Origin of the sequence: Aeromonas sp. R2-3, from assembly GCF_040908375.1 — a bacterium.
GTDB lineage: Bacteria > Pseudomonadota > Gammaproteobacteria > Enterobacterales > Aeromonadaceae > Aeromonas > Aeromonas veronii.
This window is the reverse complement of record NZ_JBFODP010000032.1, coordinates 232,160-257,141: the sequence shown is the minus strand read 5'-3', so window position 1 is coordinate 257,141 and position 24,982 is coordinate 232,160. Positions and strand designations below refer to the sequence as shown.

Annotated in this window: 24 protein-coding genes; 18 read left to right on the top strand and 6 right to left on the bottom strand. The window is 58.1% G+C overall.

The window, feature by feature from the left end; translation table 11 throughout:
* The first annotated feature begins 37 nt into the window (after positions 1-37).
* From AB5Z02_RS18810 to ttcA, 6 genes are all read left to right on the top strand, one after another.
* Entirely contained in the window at positions 38-2,437 is a 2,400-nt protein-coding gene (locus tag AB5Z02_RS18810) for a heavy metal translocating P-type ATPase (RefSeq protein WP_368216663.1), read from the top strand.
* 119 nt (positions 2,438-2,556) lie between these two features.
* Positions 2,557-2,745, top strand: coding sequence for a cbb3-type cytochrome oxidase assembly protein CcoS (gene ccoS, locus AB5Z02_RS18805; RefSeq protein WP_005336630.1), 189 nt, complete (start codon positions 2,557-2,559; stop codon positions 2,743-2,745).
* Complete coding sequence (locus AB5Z02_RS18800) at positions 2,729-3,415, top strand: sulfite exporter TauE/SafE family protein (protein WP_206876927.1); 687 nt, start codon at positions 2,729-2,731, stop codon at positions 3,413-3,415. The genes ccoS and AB5Z02_RS18800 overlap by 17 nt, the downstream gene beginning before the upstream one ends.
* A gap of 68 nt (positions 3,416-3,483) precedes the next feature.
* Positions 3,484-4,239, top strand: coding sequence for an FNR family transcription factor (locus tag AB5Z02_RS18795; RefSeq protein WP_005351934.1), 756 nt, complete (start codon positions 3,484-3,486; stop codon positions 4,237-4,239).
* Positions 4,240-4,389: 150 nt separating this feature from the next.
* Positions 4,390-5,337: a universal stress protein UspE gene (gene uspE / locus AB5Z02_RS18790; protein ID WP_042083128.1), complete on the top strand. Its 948-nt coding sequence runs from the start codon at positions 4,390-4,392 to the stop codon at positions 5,335-5,337.
* Between the two features lie 74 nt (positions 5,338-5,411).
* A complete protein-coding gene (ttcA, locus tag AB5Z02_RS18785; RefSeq protein ID WP_005336634.1) occupies positions 5,412-6,320 on the top strand; it encodes a tRNA 2-thiocytidine(32) synthetase TtcA in 909 nt (302 codons plus the stop codon).
* A 103-nt stretch (positions 6,321-6,423) separates the two neighbouring features.
* Here the strand turns inward: ttcA and AB5Z02_RS18780 are convergent, their stop codons facing one another.
* On the bottom strand, positions 6,424-7,110 hold the full coding sequence (locus AB5Z02_RS18780) for a DUF2987 domain-containing protein (protein WP_368216662.1): 687 nt from the start codon (positions 7,108-7,110) through the stop codon (positions 6,424-6,426).
* 16 nt (positions 7,111-7,126) lie between these two features.
* Entirely contained in the window at positions 7,127-7,864 is a 738-nt protein-coding gene (locus AB5Z02_RS18775) for a hypothetical protein (protein ID WP_005351939.1), read from the bottom strand.
* 201 nt (positions 7,865-8,065) lie between these two features.
* Here AB5Z02_RS18775 and potA point away from each other — a divergent pair, with 201 nt between their 5' ends.
* The 12 genes from potA (at position 8,066) to AB5Z02_RS18715 (ending at position 21,201) form a co-directional block, all read left to right on the top strand.
* A complete protein-coding gene (potA, locus tag AB5Z02_RS18770) occupies positions 8,066-9,169 on the top strand; it encodes a spermidine/putrescine ABC transporter ATP-binding protein PotA (RefSeq protein WP_042083132.1) in 1,104 nt (367 codons plus the stop codon).
* Positions 9,156-10,043 (top strand): spermidine/putrescine ABC transporter permease PotB, encoded by an 888-nt coding sequence (gene potB / locus AB5Z02_RS18765; protein WP_005351941.1) that lies wholly within the window; start codon positions 9,156-9,158, stop codon positions 10,041-10,043. The genes potA and potB overlap by 14 nt, the downstream gene beginning before the upstream one ends.
* Positions 10,040-10,810, top strand: coding sequence for a spermidine/putrescine ABC transporter permease PotC (gene potC / locus AB5Z02_RS18760; protein WP_005336644.1), 771 nt, complete (start codon positions 10,040-10,042; stop codon positions 10,808-10,810). Before potB ends, potC begins: the two co-directional genes overlap by 4 nt.
* An 81-nt stretch (positions 10,811-10,891) precedes the next feature.
* Positions 10,892-11,959 carry an extracellular solute-binding protein gene (locus AB5Z02_RS18755; RefSeq protein ID WP_337072227.1) on the top strand — a complete coding sequence of 356 codons (1,068 nt, stop codon included), beginning with the start codon at positions 10,892-10,894 and terminating at the stop codon, positions 11,957-11,959.
* Positions 11,960-12,280: 321 nt separating this feature from the next.
* Entirely contained in the window at positions 12,281-14,197 is a 1,917-nt protein-coding gene (locus AB5Z02_RS18750) for an AAA family ATPase (protein WP_368216661.1), read from the top strand.
* 246 nt (positions 14,198-14,443) lie between these two features.
* Positions 14,444-15,061: a glutathione S-transferase family protein gene (locus AB5Z02_RS18745; protein ID WP_019446367.1), complete on the top strand. Its 618-nt coding sequence runs from the start codon at positions 14,444-14,446 to the stop codon at positions 15,059-15,061.
* 233 nt (positions 15,062-15,294) lie between these two features.
* Complete coding sequence (rbsD, locus tag AB5Z02_RS18740; RefSeq protein WP_021230086.1) at positions 15,295-15,714, top strand: D-ribose pyranase; 420 nt, start codon at positions 15,295-15,297, stop codon at positions 15,712-15,714.
* A 36-nt stretch (positions 15,715-15,750) separates the two neighbouring features.
* A complete protein-coding gene (rbsA, locus tag AB5Z02_RS18735) occupies positions 15,751-17,280 on the top strand; it encodes a ribose ABC transporter ATP-binding protein RbsA (protein ID WP_139730691.1) in 1,530 nt (509 codons plus the stop codon).
* Positions 17,277-18,245 (top strand): ribose ABC transporter permease, encoded by a 969-nt coding sequence (rbsC, locus tag AB5Z02_RS18730; RefSeq protein WP_236271436.1) that lies wholly within the window; start codon positions 17,277-17,279, stop codon positions 18,243-18,245. The genes rbsA and rbsC overlap by 4 nt, the downstream gene beginning before the upstream one ends.
* Before the next feature lie 35 nt (positions 18,246-18,280).
* Positions 18,281-19,156, top strand: a complete 876-nt coding sequence (gene rbsB, locus AB5Z02_RS18725; RefSeq protein WP_041207819.1) for a ribose ABC transporter substrate-binding protein RbsB — start codon at positions 18,281-18,283, stop codon at positions 19,154-19,156.
* A 108-nt stretch (positions 19,157-19,264) separates the two neighbouring features.
* Complete coding sequence (rbsK, locus tag AB5Z02_RS18720) at positions 19,265-20,197, top strand: ribokinase (RefSeq protein ID WP_368216660.1); 933 nt, start codon at positions 19,265-19,267, stop codon at positions 20,195-20,197.
* Positions 20,197-21,201 (top strand): substrate-binding domain-containing protein, encoded by a 1,005-nt coding sequence (locus tag AB5Z02_RS18715; RefSeq protein ID WP_368216659.1) that lies wholly within the window; start codon positions 20,197-20,199, stop codon positions 21,199-21,201. The genes rbsK and AB5Z02_RS18715 overlap by 1 nt, the downstream gene beginning before the upstream one ends.
* An 86-nt stretch (positions 21,202-21,287) precedes the next feature.
* On the opposite strand, the gene AB5Z02_RS18710 is transcribed toward AB5Z02_RS18715, so the two are convergent.
* The 4 genes from AB5Z02_RS18710 to AB5Z02_RS18695 form a co-directional block, all read right to left on the bottom strand.
* Positions 21,288-22,937, bottom strand: a complete 1,650-nt coding sequence (locus tag AB5Z02_RS18710) for a diguanylate cyclase (protein ID WP_368216658.1) — start codon at positions 22,935-22,937, stop codon at positions 21,288-21,290.
* The gene (locus tag AB5Z02_RS18705) at positions 22,937-23,413 is read right to left on the bottom strand and encodes a hypothetical protein (protein ID WP_043820367.1); all 477 of its coding nucleotides are present in this window, start codon (positions 23,411-23,413) and stop codon (positions 22,937-22,939) included. Before AB5Z02_RS18705 ends, AB5Z02_RS18710 begins: the two co-directional genes overlap by 1 nt.
* Positions 23,414-23,504: 91 nt before the next feature.
* Positions 23,505-24,278 (bottom strand): Sir2 family NAD+-dependent deacetylase, encoded by a 774-nt coding sequence (cobB, locus tag AB5Z02_RS18700; RefSeq protein ID WP_005336680.1) that lies wholly within the window; start codon positions 24,276-24,278, stop codon positions 23,505-23,507.
* A gap of 60 nt (positions 24,279-24,338) precedes the next feature.
* On the bottom strand, positions 24,339-24,980 hold the full coding sequence (locus AB5Z02_RS18695) for an N-acetyltransferase family protein (RefSeq protein WP_368216657.1): 642 nt from the start codon (positions 24,978-24,980) through the stop codon (positions 24,339-24,341).
* Positions 24,981-24,982 lie beyond the last annotated feature (2 nt).

Sequence of the window (24,982 nt, the reverse complement as noted above, 5' to 3'; positions counted from 1 at the left end):
CTGCTGCTTGCATTCTGCATTCAGGGAGGCATAACGCATGAGCCCCTGTTTTCACTGTGGCGAGCCGGTAGCCGCCAATAGTGGCTATTCCCTCGAGATAAAGGGGATTGTTCGCCCCATGTGCTGCCCCGGTTGTCAGGCGGTGGCAGAAACCATCATGGAGTGCGGCCTCGCCAGTTACTACGATCACCGCACCGCTCCCGGCACCAAAGGGGATCTGGTGCCTGAGGAGCTGGCCGCCCTCACCCACTACGATCTGGCAGAAGTGCAACAGGAGTTTGTCACCGACAGCGGTACCCTTCGCGAAATCCAGCTGACAATTGAAGGGCTCACCTGCGCCGCCTGTGCCTGGCTTATCGAACGCCACCTGATGACCCTTGGCGGCCTGCGCTACATCAACGTCAACACCACCACCCACCGGGCCCGCATCAAGTGGGATCCGGACCAGCTCTCCCTGAGTGACATTCTCAAGGGATTTGCCCAGATCGGCTATCGCGCCTATCCGTTCCAGACCCATCAACAGGAAGCGCTCTACGCCAAGGAGGTGCGCAGCTATATGTTCCGGCTGGCACTGGCGGGGCTGGGCTCCATGCAGGTGATGATGTGCGCCGTGGCCCTCTATATGGACCTCTTCATCAGTGTTGAAGATGAGTTCATGGTCTACTTCAAGTGGATAAGCCTGTTGCTCTCCACCCCCATCATGATCTATTCAGCCCAACCCTTTTACGTGGGTGCCTGGCGCAGCCTGAAACAGGGCCACCTGTCGATGGATGTGTCGGTGTCGCTGGCGCTGATCGGGGCTTTTATCGCCTCCATGTGGGCCACCGTGTTCAATACCGGTGAGGTCTATTACGACTCCATCACCATGTTCGTCTTCTTCCTGCTGCTGGGGCGCTTTCTCGAGTTGCGGGCCCGGCGCAAGGCGTCGGAATCGAGCTCCAACCTGGCCAGACTGGTGCCCATCATGGCGACCCGCATCGATGATGAAGGGGAGCATGAGGTAGCGGCCAAGACCTTGCAGGTCGGCGATCGGGTACGGGTGCTGGCTGGCGCCACCTTGCCGGCGGACGGCATCATTGTCGAAGGGCAAGCCAGCCTCAACGAATCCATGCTGACCGGTGAACAGCTGCCCCTGCTCAAACAGCGCGGTGATCAGGTCTATGCCGGCACCATCAACACGGATGCGCCGCTGCAGATCCGGGTCAGCCACCGTATTGAAGAGTCGCGGATCGCCCAGATCATGCGGCTGCAGGATCACGCCCTCGATGACAAACCGGCCATCGCCCAGATGGCGGATCAGCTGTCGCGCCACTTTATTCTGGTGCTGCTGATCATTGCCGCTGCAATCTGGACCTTCTGGCACTTCCATCAACCGGATCAGGCGTTCTGGGTCACCCTCGCCGTGCTGGTTGCCACTTGCCCCTGTGCCCTGTCGCTGGCGACTCCGACGGCGCTGACCTCGGCCACCGCCAATCTGACCCGCAACGGCATTCTGCTGCGCCGTGGTCATGTGCTGGACGTGCTGACCAAGGCCAACCGGATCGTGATGGACAAGACTGGCACCCTGACCACAGGGGAGATCAGTCTGACAGGCACCACCACCTTGGCAGAGATGGACGAGACGCACTGCCTCGCCATCGCCCGGGCCATGGAGGCGCAATCCGAGCACCCCATTGCCCGCGCCTTCCGACTGCCCGCCGACAGCATCGCCGTGTTGCCATCCGTTCGCGAGATCACCCCGGTCATCGGTCACGGCATCACAGCGCTGGTGGATGGCGTGCGCTACCGCATCGGCAGTGCCCGCTGGCTTGGGCTGGATCCGGCGCAAGAGCACGGCCGCGGTCTGGCTATCTATCTGGCCAACGAGCAGCAGGTATTGGCCCGCTTCAATCTGGAAGATACCCTGCGCCCCGATGCCAAGGCGCTGATCGCGGCATTCAAGGCAGCAGGTCTGCAAACTACCGTGCTGACTGGCGACAGCTCTTTGCAGGCAGACGAGATTGCCCGCGAGCTGGGGGTGGATGAGCTGGTCAAGGGGGTCTCGCCCGATGGCAAGCTTGCCTACCTCAAGGCTCGGGAAGCACAAGGGGATATCAGCATCATGGTGGGCGATGGCATCAACGACGCCCCGGTACTGGCAGGCGCTCACGCCTCGTTTGCCATGGCTGGTGGCACCGATCTGGCGAAAAACAGCGCCGACGCCATCCTGCTGGCCGATGACCTGAGCCGCCTGCTCGAGGCAAGAGTGCTGGCAATGCGTACCCGCAAGATCATCATCGAGAACTTCGCCTGGTCCATCGGTTACAACCTGCTGGTGCTGCCGCTGGCAGCCTGCGGCTGGCTGCCCCCCTATCTGGCGGCGGCGGGCATGTCGCTCAGTTCACTCATCGTGGTGACCAATTCTATGCGCCTCAACCGAGCTGGTGGCGGAAAATAGCTGAAAATGTGGCCTGCCTCCGATGCAGGCCACATTTCTCACCGATAGCGGCTGGCCCCCTGCCCGAACAGGGTTACCATAGGGGACGCTTGCCAAGGATGAACGCCAAGGTACCCCTCATGAATATAATTTTTGTCCTGATCCCCATCGCCATCCTGTTTGTGATCATCGCCGGGGTCGTCTTCTTCTGGGCCATTCGCTCCGAACAGTTTGAAGATCTCGACCGGCAGGGTTCCAACATCCTGTTTGACGAAGAGCAACCTGCCCACAAACCCGTAAAGCCTGCTGACCATGACCCACAACCTTGATCTGGCCGGCGCCCTGCTGGTCGGACTGGCAGGCTCCGCCCACTGTATCGGCATGTGCGGTGGCGTCTCCGCCGCGCTATCAATGGCGATCCCCGCCAACAAGCAGCACTTCTGGGGGCGGCTTGCCTATCTGCTCAACTACAACCTCGGTCGGATCCTGAGCTATGTCATTGCAGGTGCACTGGTGGGCGGCCTGCTCGCCACCACCAGCGAGCTGGGCGCTGGCAAGCACGCCATCGCCGGATTACGCCTCGTGGCAGCGCTATTGATGATTGCGCTTGGTCTCTATCTGGCGGGCTGGTGGCAAGGGATCTTGCTGCTGGAACGGCTCGGCGCCAGAATTTGGCCCCGAATCAAACCGTTGGCGGGCAAATTTCTCCCCTTCACCTCACCTGTGCAGGCACTGCCCTTTGGTATGGTGTGGGGCTGGCTCCCCTGCGGGCTGGTCTACTCCATGCTGACCTGGAGCGCGGCGGCCGGTTCGGCCAGCGGCGGGGCGCTCATCATGCTCTTTTTTGGTCTCGGCACCCTGCCCACCCTGTTTGCCTTGGGGGGGCTTGCCGATCGCCTGAGATACTGGCTCACCCTGCGCAGTTTGCGCCTTGGCGGTGCCCTGCTGCTCATTTTGTTCGGGGTGCATACCTTCTGGATTGGCATTGCTTCCTTTTGAAACCCTATCCAAAACGGATGAGTTGATGGTAAACTTGTTTGATATAAATCAATTATTCGTATGAGCCTATGATCCCGGAAAAGAAACCTGGCAGACGTATCCAGAGCGGTGGCTGTGCAATTCATTGCCAGGATTGCAGCATCAGTCAGCTCTGTATCCCCTTCACTCTGAACGATAACGAGCTTGATCAGCTGGACAGCATCATCGAGCGCAAGAAGCCGATCCAGAAGGGTGAAGAGCTGTTCAAGGCTGGCGATGAGTTCAAATCCCTCTATGCCATCCGTTCCGGGACCATCAAGTCTTACACCATCACCGAGCAAGGGGATGAGCAGATCACTGCGTTCCACCTCGCTGGCGATCTGGTCGGTTTTGATGCCATCAACAAGCAGGCCCACCCCTCCTTCGCCCAGGCGCTGGAAACGGCCATGGTGTGCGAAATCCCCTTTGAAGTGCTGGATGATCTCTCCGGCAAGATGCCCAAACTGCGCCAGCAGATCATGCGTCTGATGAGTAGCGAAATCATGGGCGATCAGGAGATGATCCTGCTGCTCTCCAAGAAAAATGCCGAAGAGCGCCTCGCCGCCTTCCTGCACAATCTGTCGGTACGCTTCTCCGAACGCGGCTTCTCTGCCAAGGAGTTCCGTCTCTCCATGACCCGTGGTGACATTGGCAACTATCTGGGTCTGACCGTCGAGACCATCAGTCGTCTGCTCGGCCGCTTCCAGAAGTCCGGTCTCATCAGCGTCAAAGGCAAATACATTACCGTGCTGGATCAGGTCGCGCTGGGCATGATGGCCGGTGCAACTCGCCCGCCCTGCGGCTGATTTTCCGCTTACCCTCTCGCTTTTCTCCTGCTTTCCCTGCCGGATCCTTTCCTCTGGAATGTGATCCGGTACGTTCCCCATACCCTCCTCCTGCGCTAAGCTGTAATGGCTAAGATTCTGCTGTCATTGGACTTTTCCAAGGAGGAGAAGATGGTCAAATATCAGAATATTCTGGTGGTTATCAATCCAGAAGAGGAGCGCCAAATCGCCCTCGAACGGGCAGTCAAAGTCGCCGAGCTGGACGAAAACGCCCATCTGACCCTGCTGCTCACCATCTATGACTTCTCGTATGAAATGACCGCCATGCTCTCGGTGGACGAGCGGCAAGAGATGCGCGACGGCGTCATTTCACAGCGACGTGAGTGGCTGGACGAGATCCTGACCCCCTATCGGGCACAGGGGATCGAATGCGAAGTGAAGGTAGTCTGGCACAATCGCCCCTTCGAGTGTGTCATTCAGGAAGTGCTGGAGCAGCGCCACGATCTGGTAGTCAAAGCCACTCACCATCACAGCTTCCTGCAAACCTTCATCTTTACCCCCACCGACTGGCACCTGCTGCGCAAATGCCCCTGTCCGGTGCTGCTGGTCAAGGAGGGTCACTGGCAACGGGGCGGCAACATCATCGCCGCCATCAACTGCTCAAGCGACGATCCGGATCAGAAAGTGCTCAACGAACGGATCACCCAGGAGGGAAGCGACATCGCCGAGCTGCTGGGCTCCAACCTCTATCTGGTCAACACCTACCCGGGCACCCCGGTCAACGTGGCCATAGAGCTGCCGGAGTTTGATCCCAACGCCTACAACGAAGCGATCCGCAAGCACCACGAAAGCCTGCTGCTCAGCCACGCCGACAAGTTCGGGATCGGCCATCTCTGGACCCGGGTAGCTGAAGGACTACCGGAAGAGGTGTTGCCGGATATGGCCGAAGAGCTCAAGGCGACCCTGATGATCATGGGCTGCGTCGGCCGTACCGGGCTTTCTGCAGCTTTGCTCGGCAATACCGCCGAACATGTGATTGACCGCCTCTCCTGCGACATCCTGATCCTCAAACCGGCGGACTATAGCTGCCCGGTCGACAGTCGTCGCAATCAATCATAAGGTGCCTGGCACCTTGCCCTCCCCCGGGACATGGCTATAATAACGCGCTTATTTGTGTCCCGGGTTTTACGAGCATGCTAGAAGAGCTGAACGCCAAAGAAAAATACAGTTTCAACAAACTGCAGAAGCGCCTGCGGCGCAACGTAGGTCAGGCCATTGCCGACTTCAACATGATTGAAGAGGGCGACAAGGTCATGGTCTGCCTCTCCGGCGGCAAGGACAGCTTCGGTATGCTCGACATACTGATGAGCCTCAAAGCCAGCGCCCCCATCCATTTCGATCTGGTTGCCGTCAACCTGGATCAGAAGCAGCCCGGTTTCCCCGAGCATGTGCTGCCCGAGTATCTGGATTCCCTCGGCATCGAGTACAAGATTGTCGAAGAGGATACCTACTCCATCGTCAAGGAGAAGGTACCGGAAGGCAAAACCACCTGCTCCCTGTGCTCACGGCTGCGCCGCGGTATTCTCTACCGCACCGCCCAGGAGCTGGGTTGCACCAAGATTGCCCTTGGCCACCACCGCGACGACATCCTCGAGACCCTGTTCCTCAACATGTTCTACGGTGGCAAGCTCAAGTCCATGCCGCCCAAGCTGGTGAGCGACGATGGCAAGAACGTGGTGATCCGCCCGCTGGCCTACTGCAAAGAGAAGGATCTGATCCGCTACGCCGACGTCAAAGCCTTCCCCATCATTCCGTGCAACCTGTGCGGCTCGCAGGAGAACCTGCAGCGTCAGGCCATCAAGCAGATGATGCAGGATTGGGATCGCCGCTTCCCCGGTCGTATCGAGACCATGTTCACCGCCATTCAGGACGTGATCCCGAGCCACCTGCTCGACCACAAGCTGTTTGACTTCAAGAGCATCAACCGCGACTCCGGCATCATCGATGGCGGCGACAAGGCGTTTGATCCGCCCGAGATGCCAAAGGCGCCGCTGCTGGACATCGACGAGATGGACATGCTGGATGTGATTGAAGTGCGCTAAGCCGCCGTCACAGGGCAAACGCCACGCAATAAAAAAGGAGCGATGATCGCTCCTTTTTTGCTTTCTTTATCGGCCTGTCACTGCGGTGACACTGCCACCGGCCTCACCCCTTGTGCAGCCAAGGGGTCAGTCGCAACACGTCACCCTGCAAGCTCAGTTGCCCGGTGGCGAACGCGGCCAGCTGCTCATTGCTCAGCAGCAACTGCCCCTCCTCCCAGGGCAGCGCCTCCTGACGGGCGCCATCAATCAAATAAGCGGTGCCGCTCTGCTGCACCAGGGTAATGCGCACCCCTTCCATCTTCGGCAGGAAGTGCTTGCCGACCATGCCCGCCATCTTGTCGAGCAACGATTGCATCTGCTGCTGACGGGCCGCCAGCTCGGCCACCGGCAGCTCGGGCCCGTTCGGTGCGTCGGCCATCACCTGTACCGTCATATCGCATGTGGCGTGCTCTTCTTTCAGGCCGACGGTCACGATCCCCTTGTCGAGGTTGAGATCCTCATCAAAAGGCAGGCGCAGTTCGCTATCAACCGTTACCTCTCCTGCGACCTCCTTGCTGTCGGTTGCAACCCGGGCAAAGGTGAGGCCACAGCGCTGACCATTTTGCGGATCGGTCAGATAAAACCCCAGTCTGGCGTGACCAAACTCCCCTTTGGCAAAGGTCTTCATCTGGCTGTAAAAGGTGCTGTATTGCAGATCCAGCACCGGCTCAGCCAGCGCCAGCCCTGGCAGCAATAGCGTTGCCAGCAGGCTCTGGCGCACAGCCTTGGTCACTCCATATCGACGGGTCATTCAACGTCCTTTTGCATCATGCATTGAAATGGTTGGGGCCTTCTGTCACCTCGTTAACCTCTACCCCCACCCCGCAGAGATCCCGATAGAGGATCCCCTTGCAGTTGAAATAGAGCGGTGCCACCCAGATAAGCCCCAACCCCATGGGGATCAGAGCCAGGAAGAAGAGCGCGGTCATCACGCCGTGGAACAGCACAATGCTGGGCCAGCCGCGCGCAAAGAGTTTAAGAGAAACCAGAATGGCCTGGGGCGGCGTCAGGCCACGCTCCAGCACCAGAGGTACGGTAAAGAGCAGCCCCATGCCGATCAGAGCCGAGGGAATGAATGAGAGTACGGCAGGCAATCCCAGCAGATCGAATAGCGGGCCAAACAGGCTGGTGAGCAGACTGCCAAGCAGGCTCAACATGCCGAGGCGTACAAAGTGGCGGAAGAAGTCGAACACCTGGTTGGCACGGGCACGCACCCCGACCGACTGCTGCAACCCCAGCATATCGAGGGAGCTGGTCATGGGGGCCATCACCACCGTCATCAGCAAGCTCAGCACCATGGCCACATTCATCTGGCTGTCATCCCCCAGGTAGGGCAACAGCAGCACATTGCTGAGCAGGATCCAGATCGCCGTCACCCCGACAATCGCCAGCAGCAGGCCAAATCCGGTACGGCGGGTCTGTTGCCATCCCTCCTGGATGACCCCTTTCAGATCAAGGCGGTAGCCCTGGTTCAGAGACTGCTCAAGGGAGCCGCCAATACGCATTTTATTACTCAATTGACTATCCAATATCGAAAACGACCAAATCAGGTGGCACATTATAGCGATTTGGTCTGCTATTCGTAGCCGTTTTTCCTGCGCACTTGCGGCTAATTCGGGCCAAAAAGCCTTTAATTTCATGTGTCGGCTGCATAGAATGCGGCCCTCTTTCAACACGATGGCCACTGGCTGGGGTGAGACTGGCGGATGATGAACAATCCACAGGTAATTGTCGCGCTGAACAAGATCAGCAAAAAATACGATGGCAAGGTGATCCTGAGTGACCTTGACCTTGAAATCTATGACGGTGAATTTCTTACCCTGCTGGGCCCTTCCGGCTGTGGCAAGACGACCCTGCTGCGCCTGCTGGCCGGGCTAGAATCGGTCGACGGTGGCACCATCCATCTGGCCGGTGACGAGATCACCCATATCCCCGCCGAACACAGGCACATCAACACCGTGTTCCAGAGCTATGCGCTCTTCCCCCATATGACGGTGTTTGAAAACGTCGCCTTTGGCCTCGAGATGCAGAAAGTACCGGCCAGCGAGATCCGCCAGCGGGTCGAGGAGACCCTCGCCATGGTGCAGCTCACCGAGCTGGCCAACCGCCGCCCGGATCAGCTCTCCGGCGGCCAGCAGCAACGGGTCGCCATCGCCCGTGCCGTGGTCAACAAGCCCCGCCTGCTGCTACTCGACGAATCCCTCTCGGCGCTCGACTACAAGCTGCGCAAGCAGATGCAGAGCGAGCTCAAGGCGCTGCAACGTCGCCTTGGCATCACCTTTGTCTTCGTTACCCATGATCAGGAAGAGGCGCTCACCATGTCTGATCGCATCCTGGTGATGGAGGGCGGCAAGATCATCCAGCGCGGCACCCCGCGCGATATCTACGAATCGCCAGCCAATCTGTTCGTGGCCCGCTTTATCGGCGAGATCAACGTGATGGATGGCAAGCTGATCAGCCAGCGCGAGCCCGGTATCTGGCAGGCCGAGGTGGAGGGGCGCGAATGCCTGCTCCATACTGCCTTGCCGTTCCAGCCAGACGACAAGGTGCTGGTGCTGCTTCGCCCGGAAGATCTGCGCATTCTCGATCAGGATGACGATCAGAGTGGCGCGCTGCGGGGCAATATCCGCGAGCGCAACTACAAGGGGGCGACGCTGGATTCGGTGATCGAGCTCGAAAGTGGCAAACAGCTGCTTATCTCCGAGTTCTTCGACGAGGATGACCCCGACTTTGACTACCGTCTGGGTCAGGAGGTGGCGATCCACTGGGTCGACAGCTGGGAGGTGGTGCTGCCCTATGAGCCTCACTAATCTGCGGGTACCGCACAGCTTTGCCCACAATGGCTTTCGTAACGGGGCCATCGCGCTGATCCTGGGCTGGCTGACGCTGTTTGTCTTCCTGCCCAACCTGATGATCATCGGCGTCAGCTTCCTCACCCGTGACGAGTCCGAGCTTATCGCACCGCTCTTTACCCTGAGCAACTATGGCCGCTTGCTGGACCCCCTCTATTTCGAGGTGCTGCTCCACTCCCTCTGGCTGGCGCTGCTCGCTACAAGCATCTGCTTGCTGGTGGGTTACCCCTTTGCCTGGCTGCTGGCCCATCTGCCAGCGCGTATCCGCCCGCTGCTGCTGTTTCTGGTGGTGGTGCCGTTCTGGACCAACTCCCTGATCCGCACCTATGCGCTTAAAGTGCTGCTCGGCACCCGGGGGCTGATCAATGGCTGGCTGCTGGATCTGGGGCTTATCGAGCGGCCGCTGCAGATGATGTATACCGAGGTTGCCGTCATCATCGGGCTGGTCTATGTGCTGCTCCCCTTTATGGTGCTGCCGCTCTACTCCAGCATCGAGAAGCTGGATGGCCGTTTGCTGGAGGCGGCGCGAGATCTTGGCGCCAACGGCTGGCAGCGGCTGGTGCGGATCATCTTGCCCCTCACCCTGCCCGGCATCATCGCCGGTTGTCTACTGGTGTTCCTGCCCGCCATGGGGATGTTCTACGTCTCCGACTTGCTGGGAGGCGCCAAGCACCTGCTGATTGGCAACCTGATCAAGACCCAGTTCCTCAACAGCCGTGACTGGCCCTTTGGTGCTGCCATCAGCGTGATGCTGACGGTGCTGATGGCGCTGTTGGTCTACTGCTACTGGCGGGCAGGCAAGCTATTGAGCAAGAAGGGGGAGCTGGCATGATGCGCGCACTGAAAGCTCTGTTCCTGCTGCTGGTGTTTGGCTATCTCTATGTGCCCATCGGGGTGCTGATCGCCAACTCCTTCAACCTGTCGAAATATGGTATCGACTGGCGCGGCTTTACTCTGGGCTGGTATGAGAAGCTGTTTGCCAGCGCCAGCCTGATGCAGGCGGCCCAGCACTCCCTGACCATCGCCGCCCTCACCGCCACCGCCGCCACCCTGATCGGCACCCTCACCGCCGTGGCGCTGTTTCGCTACCGCTTTCGCGGCAAACAGTACGTGAGCGGCATGCTGTTCGTGGTGATGATGTCCCCCGATATCGTGATGGCCATTTCGCTGCTGACCCTGTTTGTAGTGACCGGCATTGCGCTGGGCTTCTGGTCGCTACTGATCGCCCACATCACCTTCTGCCTGCCGTTCGTGGTGATCACCGTCTACTCGCGGCTGTGCGGTTTTGATGTGCGGATGCTGGAGGCGGCGCGGGATCTGGGAGCTGGCGAGTGGATCATCCTGCGCCGCATCATACTGCCGCTGGCCCTGCCGGCTGTGATGGCGGGCTGGCTGCTCTCCTTTACCCTGTCGCTGGACGACGTGGTGGTGAGCTCCTTTGTTACCGGCCCGGCCTACGAGATCCTGCCGCTCAAGATCTACTCCATGGTCAAGGTGGGCGTCTCCCCCGAGGTCAACGCCCTGGCCACCCTGATGCTGGTCGCCTCCCTCGGGATGGTGCTGCTGGCACAACTGTTACTGCGCAAACGGCAGGGTTGACCCTGCCCGTTTCGTCCCCGCCATCTTTGGCGAACTCTGTCACGGTGGGCCGCAAGGCCCCATAACCCCAAGGAGTTGTTGATGACAATCCAACACAAGGCCGGCGCCCTGCTGGCAGCCGCCCTCACCCTCACCACCCCGCTGCTGAGCCAGAGCGCTCACGCAGCCGACGACAAGGTGGTCTACTTCTACAACTGGTCGGAATATGTGCCGGACGGCCTGCTGGAGCAGTTCCAGCAAGAGACCGGCATCAAGGTGATCTACTCCACCTACGAATCCAACGAGACCCTCTACGCCAAACTGAAAACCCATGGCGACGGCTATGACGTGGTCGTGCCCAGCACCTACTTCATCTCGAAAATGGCCAAAGAGGGGATGCTGCAGCCGCTGGATCGCGCCCAGCTGCCCAACTTCAAGCACCTCGACACCACCCTGCTCAACCACGAGTACGACCCGGACAACCGCTACTCCATCCCCTATATCTGGGGCGCAACCGGGATCGGCACCAACACTGACATCATCGAACAGCCGGTTACCAGCTGGAAGCAGCTCTGGGCACCGGAGTGGAAAGAGAGCCTGCTGCTGATGGACGATGCCCGCGAGGTGTTCCATATCGCGCTGGTGCAGCTGGGCTATAGCCCCAACACCCAGGACAAGGCGCAAATTGCCGAAGCCTTCGAATACCTGAAAAAGCTGATGCCCAACGTCAAGGCGTTCAACTCCGACAACCCGGCCGACCCCTTTATCGCTGGCGAGGTCAATATCGGTATGCTGTGGAACGGCTCGGCCTACGGCGCCCAGCGCGAATATCCCTCCATCCAGATGACCTATCCCGAAGAGGGAGCGGTACTCTGGATGGACAACCTCGCCATCCCGGCCAAGGCCAAGCATGTCAAAGAGGCCCACGCCCTGATCAACTTCCTGATGCGCCCCGATGTGGCCGCCAAGGTGGCCGAGGCGATTGGCTACCCCACCCCGGTCAAGGATGCCATTCCCCTGCTCACCCCGGCGTTTCGCAACAACCCCATGGTCTTCCCGAGCGACGAGATCAAGCGCAAGGGAGAGTTCCAGTCCGATGTGGGTGATGCCTCCCGCCTCTACGAGCAGTACTTCCTGCAGCTGAAAGCCATGGTGGCCAAGGCGGGCTAAGTCTGCGGTTAATCGGCCCTTATGGGCTTAATGGATAAAGGGGGCAATTGCCCCCTTTTTCGTCTTTCGGGTCTGCGAGCGGCATCACGACTGTACACAGATCGGACATATAGCGCACCTTGTACTAAACGCACATCAAGCTGGCCTGATGGCTTATACATAAAATTCGCCTCGACAGTGGGAATAGAATGGTAATACCATGATTTAGAAATGATTTTCACATAGCGGTTACACGTAGAAAACGGCGTTATACGGAAGAATCTATTATCAAATTTATACCGCCATCCATCTAGTCACTGTTAATTTTCCAAGGAGATTGTTGTGCCACTTAATCTAGTCGGTCAAAATGAACACAATGGGTTTATTCTTTCAGAACCCGTTGCTTTTCATAGTGATATTGTTGTTCTAACAGGTAAGAACGGATGTGGTAAAACACGCTTTTTGGAAAGCATTCAAAAGAACATGTCACTTACAGAAATCAATGGAGAAAAACTATCCCCTCAAGACATAATACTAGTAGGACAAGCCAATTTAACCCCGAATTTTGGCGGAGCATATAGTGATTCTCAATTTCAAACAAAAATAACATCAACTCTCCAAATGTATGATCGCATCAAGGATCAATTAGACAATCCTTTTTCTCAAGATAGTGTGAGAAGCTATAGCAGAATGCAGGAAGGAGGCATACCTTACGAATCGCTTTATAAACTCTGCAATTCAATTTCGCGTCAATTAGGTAAGAAAGCCAGCGAACTAACACATGATGAAATTAAAATTTACTTTGAGGATCATCTCCACAGCATACTTGGATTCCAAAACCTATCTTTAATCTGTAATCATTACATACAACGGAAGCGTTTAAATAAATACTATCGTTATCTTGCGCAACAAGAACGAGAAGAAGTCGCCTACTTAACAGATGAGCAGTTTGTTCAAAAATTTGGCAATGAACCTTGGATTGTAATAAACGATATAATTAACTCAACATTTGATGGGAAATTTTATTTCTCCATTCCAGATGAAAAGTCTCATAGCTATACATATAATGCGACTCTAATTCAAAACGATACTGGTCAAAATGTAACAACCGATGTTTTGTCATCTGGCGAAAAAACCCTTCTATGGTTGGCACTAACACTATTTAATAGCCAATATTATGATCCTTCTGCAATTACAGCTCCTAAATTATTGTTGTTAGATGAACCTGATGCATTTTTACACCCGAAAATGGTTGTTAAAATGTACAATGTATTAAAAGTATTTTCTGAAAATTTTTCTGTCAAAATCATAATTACCACCCATTCTCCAACAACCGTCGCTCTTTCCCCAGAAAATAGTACCTTCATGGTTTGTAGTAATAACGTTATCTCCATTACTAAGGATGAAGGTATAGCTGAACTTCTGGATGGCATTACTCAAATTTCAATAAATCCAGAAAATCGCAGACAAGTCTATGTTGAAAGTCAATATGATGCAGATGTATACCAAGCTATTTTTTCAAAGCTCGTACACAATTCTGAATTAGTCGATTCAAAAATATCTCTCAATTTCGTAAGCTCTGGACCTAAAATGCCAGAACAACAAATAATTGAGAAAGCAAGAAAAATACTTAATATAAATGACAGTGTAATTCTGAAAGAATTTATTGAGGCAATAAATGGTATAGGTAACTGTGCCCAAGTTGTTGGTCAAGTTGAATCGTTGGAACAAAACGAGCACGAAACTGTTAGAGGGATAATAGACTGGGACTTGAAAAATCGTCCATCACACCGTGTAGCTGTACTAGCACAAAATTATGCATACTCTATCGAGAATATAACTTTAGACCCAATATGTATAGTTTTTCTATTAAACACATGCAATCCAGACTTGTACAAGATGGTTGACTTTTGTGGTCGGAACATTAATTGGCAAGATTGCCTAAATAATGATGAAATTCTTCAGGAATTGGTTGATCGTTTTATCTATAGCGTTTTAGAAAGAGAAAATAAAAAGGATTCTCAGCTGTCATATGTATCAGGAAAAATACTGTTCACTGACACTGAATACTTGACGATGAATGGGCATGATTTAGAAACAATCGTTAAGAATAAATACCCAGGTTTGAGGGCCCATTGTAAAAAAGGTAAGGATGGTGAGTTAAAATACTCAATTGTAAGCAAGATAATGCTCACATTAACGAATGGCGCTCTTATACCTAAAGCCTATGAAAAAGTAATTTTGGATGTTCAAAAATAAAAAAGCGAACAACGGACATATTACAACGTTAGGATAACATCAATCAAGGTAACAACTATCCCCCAGCCTTTAACCAACAAGGCTGCCAAAGCCGATTAATTCTGCGCTTTTTTATCATCCTTTAGGGGTGTAGATTGGCTGTGGGGGCAAACGTTGCCCCCTCTCTTTTTTCATGACTGCCCGTGGTGCTACGCGAAGCAATCTTTCGCCGATATTGCGGGTGGCCTGAGCCAATCAGGAGTATTCATGTCCGATCTGACCCTCTATTTCGCTCCCGGCACCTGTGCCATGGCCGTGCAGATTGCCCTGCTGGAAGCAAATGCCCCGTTCCAACCCCGTCTCGTCAACCTCGCCGCAGGGGAGCAGCGTGACCCCGCATATCTTGCCATCAACCCCAAAGGGCGGGTGCCTGCCCTTGTCACCGAGCAGGGCACCCTAACCGAGACCCCAGCACTGCTGCTCTATGTGGCACAGCGCTTCCCCGATGCCAAACTGGCGCCGCTGGACAACCCGTTCCTGCTGGCCCGCATGCAGGAGGTCAACAGCTTCCTCGCCTCCACTGTGCATGTCTCCCATGCCCACGGTCGCCGTGGCAGCCGCTGGGCCGATGACGAGCAGGCCATTGCCGCCATGCAGCAGAAAGTCGCCAGCAATATGCGCGATGGCTTTGCCCAGATTGAGCAGCACTATCTGGCAGGCCCCTGGGTGCTGGGCGAGCAGTTCAGCGTGGCGGATATCTATCTGTTCGTGGTCGCAGGCTGGCTGAAAAGCGATGGGGTCGAGATCAGTGAATTCCCCAAGGTTGCCGGTCATTATCAGCGCATGCTGAGCCGTCCGGCGGTCGCCAAAGCTCTGGCCAACTAACCATAAAATCAATAGCTCGATGAATAACAAGGGTGTCAGGGCTCTGCTGACACCCTTCCTGCCTCCTCCCCTGCACTTCTTCTCCCGCCTTTGAGATCGTTTTCACATTTCCGTGGTTTTGCCGTGGCCCTTCCTTAGTAAAAGGCCTATCTTTGCGCCATGACGCAACCGGTTGCGTAACCGGTTGCCTAGCGGTTCACAGATTGACGGGCCAAGGCCTGATGAGGTGCTGTATGAAACGAGGCGTACTGCTCAATGCTCCCCTGAGTGCTCTGGTGGCACAGATGGGCCACACCGACGAGATCACCGTCTGCGATGCAGGCTTGCCCATTCCGGCAGGGCCGGAGCGGATCGATCTGGCGCTGATGGCGGGGACGCCCAGCCTTGCAACCGTACTGACCGCGCTGCTCACCGATCTGGTGGTGGAGAAGGTGATCATGGCAAGCGAGATCAAGCAGATCAGCCCCGCCGCCCATCAGGCGCTGGTCGATCAGCTTGAGGCTCACGCAGCCGCCCAGGGCAAGCCCATCGCCATCGAATACTGTCTGCATGAGGAGTTCAAAACCCGCTCCCGCCAGAGCAAGGCGATCGTGCGCAGCGGCGAGGTGACTCCCTACGCCAACCTGATCCTCTGCGCCGGTGTGGCGTTCTGACGTTCTTCAAAGAAGGCCTCTTCAAGGAAGCTGCAAATGAGCACAACCTCCCCCCTCTCACCCATTCTGGAGCTGACCGGGATCGTCAAGACCTTCCCCGGTGTACGCGCCCTCGACGAAGCGGGTCTGCGGGTCTATCCGGGCCAGGTGATGGCCCTGCTCGGTGAAAATGGCGCCGGCAAATCCACCCTGATGAAGGTGCTGACCGGCATCTATCAGGCCGATGCGGGCAGCGTCAGCTACCGCGGTCAACCGGTTCACTTCAAGGGCCCCCGCGACTCTCAGGATCAGGGGATCAGCATCATCCATCAGGAGCTGAACCTGCTGCCGGAGTTGTCGATTGCCGCCAACATTTTCCTCGGGCGCGAACCCCGTACCCGTTTTGGCAGCATCGACCACAAACAACTGCGCGAGCGGGCAAGCGGCCTGCTGGCACGACTTGGCGTCAAACACGGGCCGGATACCCGGCTCGGGGATCTCTCCATCGGCGAACAGCAGATGGTGGAGATCGCCAAGGCGCTGTCGTTCGATGCCAGCGTCATCATCATGGATGAACCGACCGATGCGCTGACCGATACCGAGACCGAGCAGCTGTTCAAGGTTATCCGCGAGCTGCGTGAGCAGGGTTGCGGCATCGTCTATATCTCCCACCGCCTCAAGGAGATCTTCGAGATCTGCGATCGGGTCACTGTGCTGCGCGATGGCAAGTGGATTGGCGAGAAGGCAGTGAGCGATCTGGATGAAGACAAGATCATCGAGATGATGGTGGGTCGCCGACTGGAAGAGCAGTATCCGCGCCTTGAACGCGAGCTCGGCCCCGTCAGCCTGCAGGTGAAGGATCTGGCCGGTCCCGGCGTGCGCGGGGTGAGTTTCTCCCTGCGTCAGGGGGAAATTCTTGGCTTTAGCGGCCTGATGGGATCCGGCCGTACCGAGCTGATGAAGCTTATCTATGGCGCCAGCCCCATCAGCGCCGGTGAAGTGCAAGTTGACGGCCATGCTCTGGTGCCCAAAAGCCCGGCGGATGGGTTGGCCGCAGGCATCGCCTATATCTCCGAGGATCGCAAGGGGGATGGGCTGGTGCTGGAGCTGTCGGTGCGCGAAAACATGAGTCTGTGCGCCCTCGATGAGTTCATCAGCAACGGCAAGATCGATGGCAAGGCCGAACGGCAGGCGGTGAGCGACTATGTGCGCCTCTTCAACATCAAGACCCCGAGTCAGGATCAGCTGATAAAGCTGCTCTCTGGAGGCAACCAGCAGAAGGTGGCCATCGCCAAAGGGCTGCTGACAAGGCCCAAGGTGCTGATCCTCGACGAGCCGACCCGCGGCGTCGACGTGGGGGCGAAAAAGGAAATTTATCAGCTGATCAACCAGTTCAAGAAGGAGGGGATGAGCATCATTCTGGTCTCCTCCGAGATGCCGGAAGTGCTCGGCATGAGTGATCGCATCATGGTGATGCACGAAGGGCGCATCAGCGCAGAGTTCAACACCCGCGATGCCAATCAGGAGAAGCTGATGGCGGCGGCAGTCGGTAAACAGTGGCAAGCAGAGCAAGAGGCATCCCAATGACAACCCAAACCCTTTCCCGCCGTGGCGTCATGAGCAAGGCGTGGTGGATCGAGAATAAATCCCTGGTCGCGCTGCTGGTCCTGATTGGTGTGGTCTCCTTTCTGAGCCCCAACTTCTTCACCGCCGACAACCTGCTCAACATCCTGCGCCAGACCTCGGTCAACGCCATCATGGCGGTCGGTATGACGCTGGTTATCCTTACCGCCGGTATCGATCTGTCGGTCGGCTCGGTACTGGCCCTGTGCGGTGCGCTGGCGGCGACTATGGTCGCCATGGAGCTACCGATCTGGCTGGTGGTGCCCCTCACTCTGGGGGCCGGTGCCCTGCTGGGCGGCGTCAGCGGTCTCATCATTGCGAAGGGCAAGGTTCAGGCATTTATCGCCACTCTGGTCACCATGACCGCCCTGCGCGGCATCACCATGGTCTATACCGAGGGGCGCCCCATCTCCACCGGTTTCAGTGACGGCGCCGATCACTTTGCCTGGCTTGGTACCGGTTACCTGTTCGGTCTGCCGGTGCCCATCTGGCTAATGGCCATCGTCTTCCTGCTCGCCTGGTTCATGCTCAACCACACCCGTCTGGGTCGCTACATCTACGCGCTGGGCGGCAACGAGTCTGCTACCCGCCTCTCCGGTATCAATGTGGATCGGGTGAAGCTGGCGGTGTATGGTCTGTGCGGCGCGCTCTCGGCACTGGCAGGTCTTATCGTCACCTCCCGTCTCTCCTCTGCCCAGCCGACCGCCGGCATGGGTTACGAGCTGGACGCCATCGCCGCCGTAGTGCTGGGTGGTACCAGCCTGATGGGCGGCAAGGGCCGCATCATGGGCACCCTGATTGGTGCGCTGATCATCGGCTTCCTGAACAACGCCCTCAACCTGCTCGATGTCAGCTCCTATTACCAGATGATCGCCAAGGCCAGCGTGATCTTGCTTGCCGTGATGGTCGACAACAAAAGTACCCGATAACAACGTAAAACACGCCACACACAAGGAATGAAATGATGAAAAAGCTCAATACCCTGCTCGCTGCCGCCATCATGTCCGTGCTGGGCACCGCCCAGGCTGCTGACCATACCCTGGCGATGGTAGTCTCCACCCTCAACAACCCCTTCTTCGTCACCATGAAGGAGGGTGCCGAAGCCAAAGCCAAGGAGCTTGGCTACGAGCTGGTGGTGCTGGACTCCCAGAATGACCCGGCCAAAGAGCTCTCCAACATGGAAGATCTCACCGTGCGCAAGGTCAACGCCATCCTGATCAACCCGACCGACTCCGAAGCGGTGGGCAACGCCATCCGTCTGGCCAACCGCGCCAACATTCCGGTGCTGACCCTGGACCGCGGCGCCGCGCAGGGTGAGGTCAAGGCTCACATTGCCTCCGACAACGTGGCGGGCGGCAAGCTGGCCGGTGACTTTATCACCGAAAAACTGGGTACCGGTGCCAAGGTCATTCAGCTGGAAGGGATTGCCGGTACCTCCGCCGCCCGTGACCGTGGCGAAGGTTTTGCCCTGGCCGTGGCAGCCAACAAGCTGCAGGTACTGGCTTCCCAGCCTGCCGACTTTGACCGCACCAAGGGTCTGAACGTCATGGAAAACCTGCTGGCGGCCCATCCGACCGTACAGGCCGTGTTCGCCCAGAACGACGAGATGGCGCTGGGTGCCATCCGCGCGGTACAGGCTGCCGGTAAAGAGGTGATGATCGTTGGCTTCGACGGCACTGACGATGGCAAAGCCGCCGTAGCCAAGGGTAAACTGGCCGCCACCGTGGCCCAGCAGCCTGCCCTGATCGGTGCCATCGGCGTCGAGACTGCCGACAAGGTGCTGAAAGGTCAGCCGGTCGAGAAATCCATTCCGGTACCGCTGCAAGTGGTCAGCAAGTAAGTTCTCGAGGGGAGGTTCGCCTCCCCTTTTCCCTCTCGTTCAGGTGCCTCCCGGCTTGGGCTCACGCCATCACAGTGTTCAAGCCAAGATGCATCAGGAGTAGTCAACATGAATCGTCTCGTCGTTCTGGGCAGTGTCAATGCAGACCATGTGCTGCGCGTTCCCCACTTTCCTCGCCCGGGTGAAACCCTGACCGGCCACAGCTATCAGGTGGTGCCCGGTGGCAAGGGGGCCAATCAGGCAGTTGCCGCCGCCCGCCTCGGCGCCCCCGTCTCCTTTATCGCCCGCATCGGTGATGACGCCATCGGCCATCAGATGAAGAGCGGCTTTGCCAAAGATGGTATCGACGTCAGCGCCGTCGAACTCGATCCCGAGCTCCCGACCGGTATCGCCATCATCTATGTGAGCGATGAGGGGGAGAACAGCATCGGCATCTCAGCCGAAGCCAACGGTGCCATCACCCCTGCCGTGGTGAAAAACCACGAAGCGATGATCGCCGACGCCCACACCCTGCTGTTGCAGCTGGAAGTGCCGCTGGAAAGCGTTCATGAGGCTGCACGGCTGGCTCGCGCCCACGGCACCCGGGTGGTGCTCAACCCCGCCCCTGCCCGTCCGCTCTCCGCTGAGCTGTTGGCGCTGGTGGACCTTATCACCCCCAACCAGACCGAGGCCGAGCTGTTGACCGGCGTGAAAGTCACCGATGAAGCGAGTGCCCGCGAGGCGGCCGCCCGCTTCCACCAGATGGGTATTGCGGACGTGATGATCACCCTGGGGTCGCAGGGGGTCTATTGCAGCAACACCCAGCAGCAACAACTCATCCCGGGCTTTCGGGTCAAGGCGGTGGATACCACAGCCGCGGGCGATACCTTCAACGGCGCCCTGCTGGCGGCGGAACTGGCGGGAGCCGATTTCCACAGCGCGGTGCGCTTTGCCCACGGGGCGGCGGCACTCTCCGTCACCCGCTTCGGTGCCCAGAGCTCCATCCCGAGCAAGCAGGAGGTAGACACCTTCCTGCTTGAGCAGACTGCACAGGGGCACTGATGGCCAATATCAAGGAGGTGGCGGCGCTGGCGGGGGTCTCGACCACCACCGTTTCCCACGTCATCAACGAGACCCGTTTCGTGGCCGAGGAGACCCGTGAGCGGGTCTTTGCGGCCATGCGCGATCTCAACTACGCCCCGAGTCTGGTGGCCCGCAGCCTCAAGGTGAAGGAGACCAACAGTATCGGCATGCTGGTCACCACCTCCAGCAACCCATTCTTTGCCGAAGTGGTGCGCGGGGTGGAGCGCTACTGCTTCGAGCAGGGCTACAACCTGATGCTGGGCAACACCGAAGGTCAGGCGGAAACCGCTCTCTCCTACCTCAAGATGATGCTGCGCAAGCGGGTCGATGGCCTGCTGATCATGTGTAGCGAGGGCCAACAAGAGGTGTTCAATCAGCTCGACTGGCTCAAGAGCCTGCCGGTGGTGGTGATGGATTGGGGTCTGGTCAGCGAAGATGTGGATCTTATCGCCGACAACTCTTTCCACGGCGGTTATCTGGCGACCCGCCATCTGATTGAGCTTGGCCACACCGCCATCGGTTGCATCACAGGCCCCCACAGCCGCGCCCCCGCCAACCAGCGCCAAGCTGGCTTTGAGCAGGCGTTGCAGGAGGCAGGTCTCACACTCAATCCTGACTGGATCCAGGAGGGGGACTTTGATTGCGCCAGCGGCCATCAGGCGATGACCCGTCTGTTGGCATTGCCCGAGCGTCCCACAGCCCTCTTTGTCTGCAACGACATGATGGCGATGGGGGCCATCAGTGCCGCCCATCAGGCGGGGCTGGTGATCCCGCGGGATATCTCCATCGTTGGCTATGACAATGTGGCACTGGCAGAATTTATGTCGCCGCCGCTCACCACCATCAACCAGCCCAAAGAGGAGCTGGGGCGCCTCGCCGTCACCCGCCTGCTGGCCCGCATCAACGGCGAAGCGGTGGAGAACCACCTGATCACCGTCGACCCGGACCTGGTGATCAGACAGTCCTGCGCCCCTCGCCCCTGATTTTCAGGGGCAATAAATGACACAAGGCGACCCCGAGGTCGCCTTGTTTCATTTTGTCTCTTGCCGATGCAATATCGCTTTTGCCCTCAGGCCAGCGACCGGGTCTCCCTGGCTGCCAGCACTTGCAGTGGCACCAGCCCCAATCGTCGGGCCAGAGGTTGCAGCAACTCGCCATCTTCATCACCCTGCGGCAGCCAGTAGCGGACAGGCCAGCCGGCTGCCAGCTGCGCCGAGGTAGTACTGCCAATCTCTCTGAGCGCCAGAGTGCAACCCAGCTGCCGCAATCCCGCCAGCAAGACACCATCCGGCTGCAGCATCGGCACCAGCAACACTGGCGGCGTACGGGAAGCCTCCGGCAAATAGGCCAGTAGATGGGTCAGCTGGGCCTGGTTGTCGAGCGGGACCAGCAGTGCCCGGCCATCGGCATACTGCGCCTCGTGCGCTTGCAGCACACGGGCCAACACGGGCCCCAGTACGCCGCACTCCTGCAGCCAGCGCATGTGGCAGGGCACTCCCTGCTCACGCCACTCAAGTGCCAACAGCCACATCTCGTTGCCCTGTCCGTCCGTCAGCGCCTGCAATGCCACTCGCAGCGGTGCAGGCTCGCGCCCAACCAGCCACTCTCGCATCTGATGAAGCTGCTGCTGACTCAACTGCAACTGCTGCAGCATGGCTGGCTCAAACCAGCTGATCGCCCCCTCCTGGCTACGCTTGGCCTGGTTAAGGGCCAGGATGGCCTGATCCAGCAACCGAGCGGCATCCTGTTGCTGCGCCTTGGCGACCCCGAGCCGACAGGCCAGATCGAAGCTGCACTCTCGGGTCACGAACTCGAAATGGAGCAGATCCACCAGCTCATGAATGGCGGTTTCCAGCGCATCATTCGCCTTGGTCAGCACCACGGCAAATTCGTCACCACCGAGGCGGTAAGCGTGACTGCCATGAGCCTGTTGCAGCTTGTTGGCCACCATCTGCAACAACCGATCACCGACCTGATAACCCAGCAGATCATTGACCTGCTTGAAGCGCTTGAGATCAAGCACCACCAAAGCGCTCACATCATCGGCATGCAGAGCGCGAGAGAGCTGCTCCTGCAGGGCACGGCGGTTGCCAAGCTGGGTCAGGGGATCGAGCAGGGCAAGCCGACGGTTCGCCAGATTGGCGCGAATGAGGGCAGCGACCAGAGCGCCGCCAGTCAGCAACAGGATCAGTTGCCAGACCTGCAGCCAGAACAGGCTGTTGCGGATCTGGCTGACCGAATGCTCCCGCTCCTGGCCGGAGAGGATCTGATCCCCTATCTGTTCGATGAGACGGGTCTGGCTGGCGATCGCCTCCTGCAAGCGGGCAAGCTCAGCCCCCTCGCGCAGCGCACCGGCCTCCATCTGGGGTTCGAGCTGCTTGATCTGCTCGAACAGGGTGGCCAGCACTTTGCCGAGCCCATGCCGCTGGCGCATCTCGGCGGTTTCACTGCTGATGAGGAAGATGTCGAGCCGGTTCCACAGCAGATCGTAATCGAGGCTCAGGGTCTCCATCGACAGTCTGCCAGCCCGATAGAGCTGCAGGTCGTAGAGAAAACGCTGGGATTCGAGCATCACCTGGCTGATGTTCCAGTGGACATTGCGGTAGAAGGTATCGACCAGCTGCTCCTGCCGATGCTGCAGATAGAGGCTGCTGCCCGACGAGAGCAGAAACAGCAGCGACACCGCAACCAACAGCAGATTTTGGCGGGATAGCCCCATCAGTCGACGATCTCGATGCGGGTCACCTGCCACACCATGCAGTTGTGAATGGCTGGCACGTCCAGCTTGGGATAGGTGGTGAACGGGATGAGCAGCCAGAGCGGCCCCTTGTTGCGCCGGGTCAGCGGTTTGCCGTCCTCCTGACGCACCAGGGTCAGCGGCACGCCGTCGAACAGGGCCAGATCCACCACCTGCTGATAGCCGTTGAGGGCCGAGACGGCGATCTTGCGAGCATCCGGGATCCCTTGCGCCGCAAGCACGGCTGACAGGGTCGGCCCGCGATAGTGGTGGGCGCCCTGAGTCCAGGGGGTAGTGGTGGTGAATTCGGTCTGTGGCAAGGCGGAGAGAGCCGCCTCATCGAGGTTCACCTGCTGGCCATCTGGCAGTATCAGGGTCATCAGGGGGATGGAGGCCGATGCACTGGCACTGGCCAGCACCAGGAGAAAAAAAGCGATCCATTGCTTTACTGCGGTCATGGTAATTTGCGCCAACTGCGTCCCATTTTTTAAATGGTTGCCAGTGTGGCTATTTCACCGAACCATTGCAACTGTCCCGTCGCACACTAGCTCAGGGACCGCGCATCTCCATCCAGTTGTGCCCCTCGACTTGCCTCGGTTGATGAATGCCGCACGCCTCCAGCAACTCATCGACATAGGCGGGCACCAGCAGGGAGGCTGGGCCATAGCGTTTTTCGTCAAACTGGCTACCCACCTCGCTCGGCTCGAGATTGAGCTCGATGGTGTGCGCCCCGTTCAATCCCGCTTCATGGACAAACCCGGCGGCCGGATAGACAGCGCCAGAGGTGCCGATGGAGATGAAGAGATCGCACTGGGCCAGCGCACTATAGATGCGATCCAGCCCGAGCGGCATCTCGCCAAACCAGACCACATGGGGACGCATCGGCTGAGGGAACTGGCAACAGGAGCAGAGCTCGTCCTGATGGAGATCGCCACGCCATTCGATCACCTGACCGGACTCGGGGCAGCGGGCCTTGAGCAGCTCGCCGTGCATATGGATAAGGTTCTTGCTGCCAGCGCTCTCGTGCAGATTGTCGATGTTCTGGGTGACCAGCGTCACCGAACCGGGCAGCAGTCGTTCGAGGCGGGCCAGCGCATAGTGGGCCGGATTGGGGTGAACCTGGGGCTGTTGCAGCTGTTTGCGGCGGGAGTTGTAAAAGCGCAGCACCAGTTCGGGATCCCGGGCATACCCCTCGGGGGTCGCCACGTCCTCGACCTTGTGCTCTTCCCACAAACCGTCGCAGGCACGAAAAGTCTTGATGCCGGATTCGGCAGAGATCCCCGCTCCGGTCAGGATCACGATATGTTTATATGACTGCGCCATAAGCTGCTCCGTCTATCCCCGCACAATAAATGTGACCTTAGCACAGGGAAAAAAGTCTCACTATTCGCCCTTGGTCTTAAGCGGCGCCGCTGGCGGTGCGGGCAACCAGGCATCCAGTACCGACAGATCCAGCCTGACAAAGACCATCTCCCGCCCGGTTACCAGGGTCAGCGGCAAGCCAAGGCGCTTGAGCAGGGTCAGCATGGGCCGGTTCTGGGCCAGCACTTCCGCCGTCCACTCCCGGATCCCGTCCTTCCTGGCCAGCAGTGCCAGCGCCAGCAGAATCCGTCGCCCCGCCCCCTTGTGCTGGAAGTGATCCGCCACGATGCAGGAGAACTCCGCCCGATCGGGATGAAGGCGACGGCGGATTGATTGCGCCTGAGCCAGCGGCTCACCGGCCAGATCGGTCAGCAACAGCGAAATCTGTTGTTCGGGGTGGTAATTGAGAAATTGGGCCACCTGTTCCGGTGGCGGTGTCCGTTTCGGGCGCATAAAGCGCAGATAGATGCTCTCTTCACTCAATGCATCGTAAGCGGCCAGCATGCGGGCAGGCGCCACACCATGCAGCTCGCGCAGCAAGCAAGGCACCCCGGAGACCTCCATAGCCAGTGGCAGCGCAGTTCGGGAAACCGGATGGGGCCAGCCCTCCAGTCCTTTGCCAAGGCGCTCCCGGTGCATGGGCCAGCAGAGGTAGCGCGGCATGG

What these genes read in the sequence shown, in the direction of transcription:
- AB5Z02_RS18755 (WP_337072227.1), top strand. Translation starts at nt 10,892, where the DNA reads ATGACAATCCAACACAAGGCCGGCGCCCTGCTGGCAGCCGCCCTCACC.
- ttcA (WP_005336634.1), top strand. Translation starts at nt 5,412, where the DNA reads ATGCTAGAAGAGCTGAACGCCAAAGAAAAATACAGTTTCAACAAACTG.
- uspE (WP_042083128.1), top strand. Translation starts at nt 4,390, where the DNA reads ATGGTCAAATATCAGAATATTCTGGTGGTTATCAATCCAGAAGAGGAG.
- AB5Z02_RS18695 (WP_368216657.1), bottom strand. Translation starts at nt 24,980, where the DNA reads ATGCCGCGCTACCTCTGCTGGCCCATGCACCGGGAGCGCCTTGGCAAA.
- AB5Z02_RS18810 (WP_368216663.1), top strand. Translation starts at nt 38, where the DNA reads ATGAGCCCCTGTTTTCACTGTGGCGAGCCGGTAGCCGCCAATAGTGGC.
- rbsC (WP_236271436.1), top strand. Translation starts at nt 17,277, where the DNA reads ATGACAACCCAAACCCTTTCCCGCCGTGGCGTCATGAGCAAGGCGTGG.
- potB (WP_005351941.1), top strand. Translation starts at nt 9,156, where the DNA reads ATGAGCCTCACTAATCTGCGGGTACCGCACAGCTTTGCCCACAATGGC.
- AB5Z02_RS18795 (WP_005351934.1), top strand. Translation starts at nt 3,484, where the DNA reads ATGATCCCGGAAAAGAAACCTGGCAGACGTATCCAGAGCGGTGGCTGT.
- AB5Z02_RS18775 (WP_005351939.1), bottom strand. Translation starts at nt 7,864, where the DNA reads ATGCGTATTGGCGGCTCCCTTGAGCAGTCTCTGAACCAGGGCTACCGC.
- potC (WP_005336644.1), top strand. Translation starts at nt 10,040, where the DNA reads ATGATGCGCGCACTGAAAGCTCTGTTCCTGCTGCTGGTGTTTGGCTAT.
- AB5Z02_RS18715 (WP_368216659.1), top strand. Translation starts at nt 20,197, where the DNA reads ATGGCCAATATCAAGGAGGTGGCGGCGCTGGCGGGGGTCTCGACCACC.
- cobB (WP_005336680.1), bottom strand. Translation starts at nt 24,278, where the DNA reads ATGGCGCAGTCATATAAACATATCGTGATCCTGACCGGAGCGGGGATC.
- AB5Z02_RS18705 (WP_043820367.1), bottom strand. Translation starts at nt 23,413, where the DNA reads ATGACCGCAGTAAAGCAATGGATCGCTTTTTTTCTCCTGGTGCTGGCC.
- AB5Z02_RS18745 (WP_019446367.1), top strand. Translation starts at nt 14,444, where the DNA reads ATGTCCGATCTGACCCTCTATTTCGCTCCCGGCACCTGTGCCATGGCC.
- rbsD (WP_021230086.1), top strand. Translation starts at nt 15,295, where the DNA reads ATGAAACGAGGCGTACTGCTCAATGCTCCCCTGAGTGCTCTGGTGGCA.
- AB5Z02_RS18710 (WP_368216658.1), bottom strand. Translation starts at nt 22,937, where the DNA reads ATGGGGCTATCCCGCCAAAATCTGCTGTTGGTTGCGGTGTCGCTGCTG.
- rbsB (WP_041207819.1), top strand. Translation starts at nt 18,281, where the DNA reads ATGAAAAAGCTCAATACCCTGCTCGCTGCCGCCATCATGTCCGTGCTG.
- AB5Z02_RS18800 (WP_206876927.1), top strand. Translation starts at nt 2,729, where the DNA reads ATGACCCACAACCTTGATCTGGCCGGCGCCCTGCTGGTCGGACTGGCA.
- potA (WP_042083132.1), top strand. Translation starts at nt 8,066, where the DNA reads ATGATGAACAATCCACAGGTAATTGTCGCGCTGAACAAGATCAGCAAA.
- rbsA (WP_139730691.1), top strand. Translation starts at nt 15,751, where the DNA reads ATGAGCACAACCTCCCCCCTCTCACCCATTCTGGAGCTGACCGGGATC.
- ccoS (WP_005336630.1), top strand. Translation starts at nt 2,557, where the DNA reads ATGAATATAATTTTTGTCCTGATCCCCATCGCCATCCTGTTTGTGATC.
- rbsK (WP_368216660.1), top strand. Translation starts at nt 19,265, where the DNA reads ATGAATCGTCTCGTCGTTCTGGGCAGTGTCAATGCAGACCATGTGCTG.
- AB5Z02_RS18780 (WP_368216662.1), bottom strand. Translation starts at nt 7,110, where the DNA reads ATGACCCGTCGATATGGAGTGACCAAGGCTGTGCGCCAGAGCCTGCTG.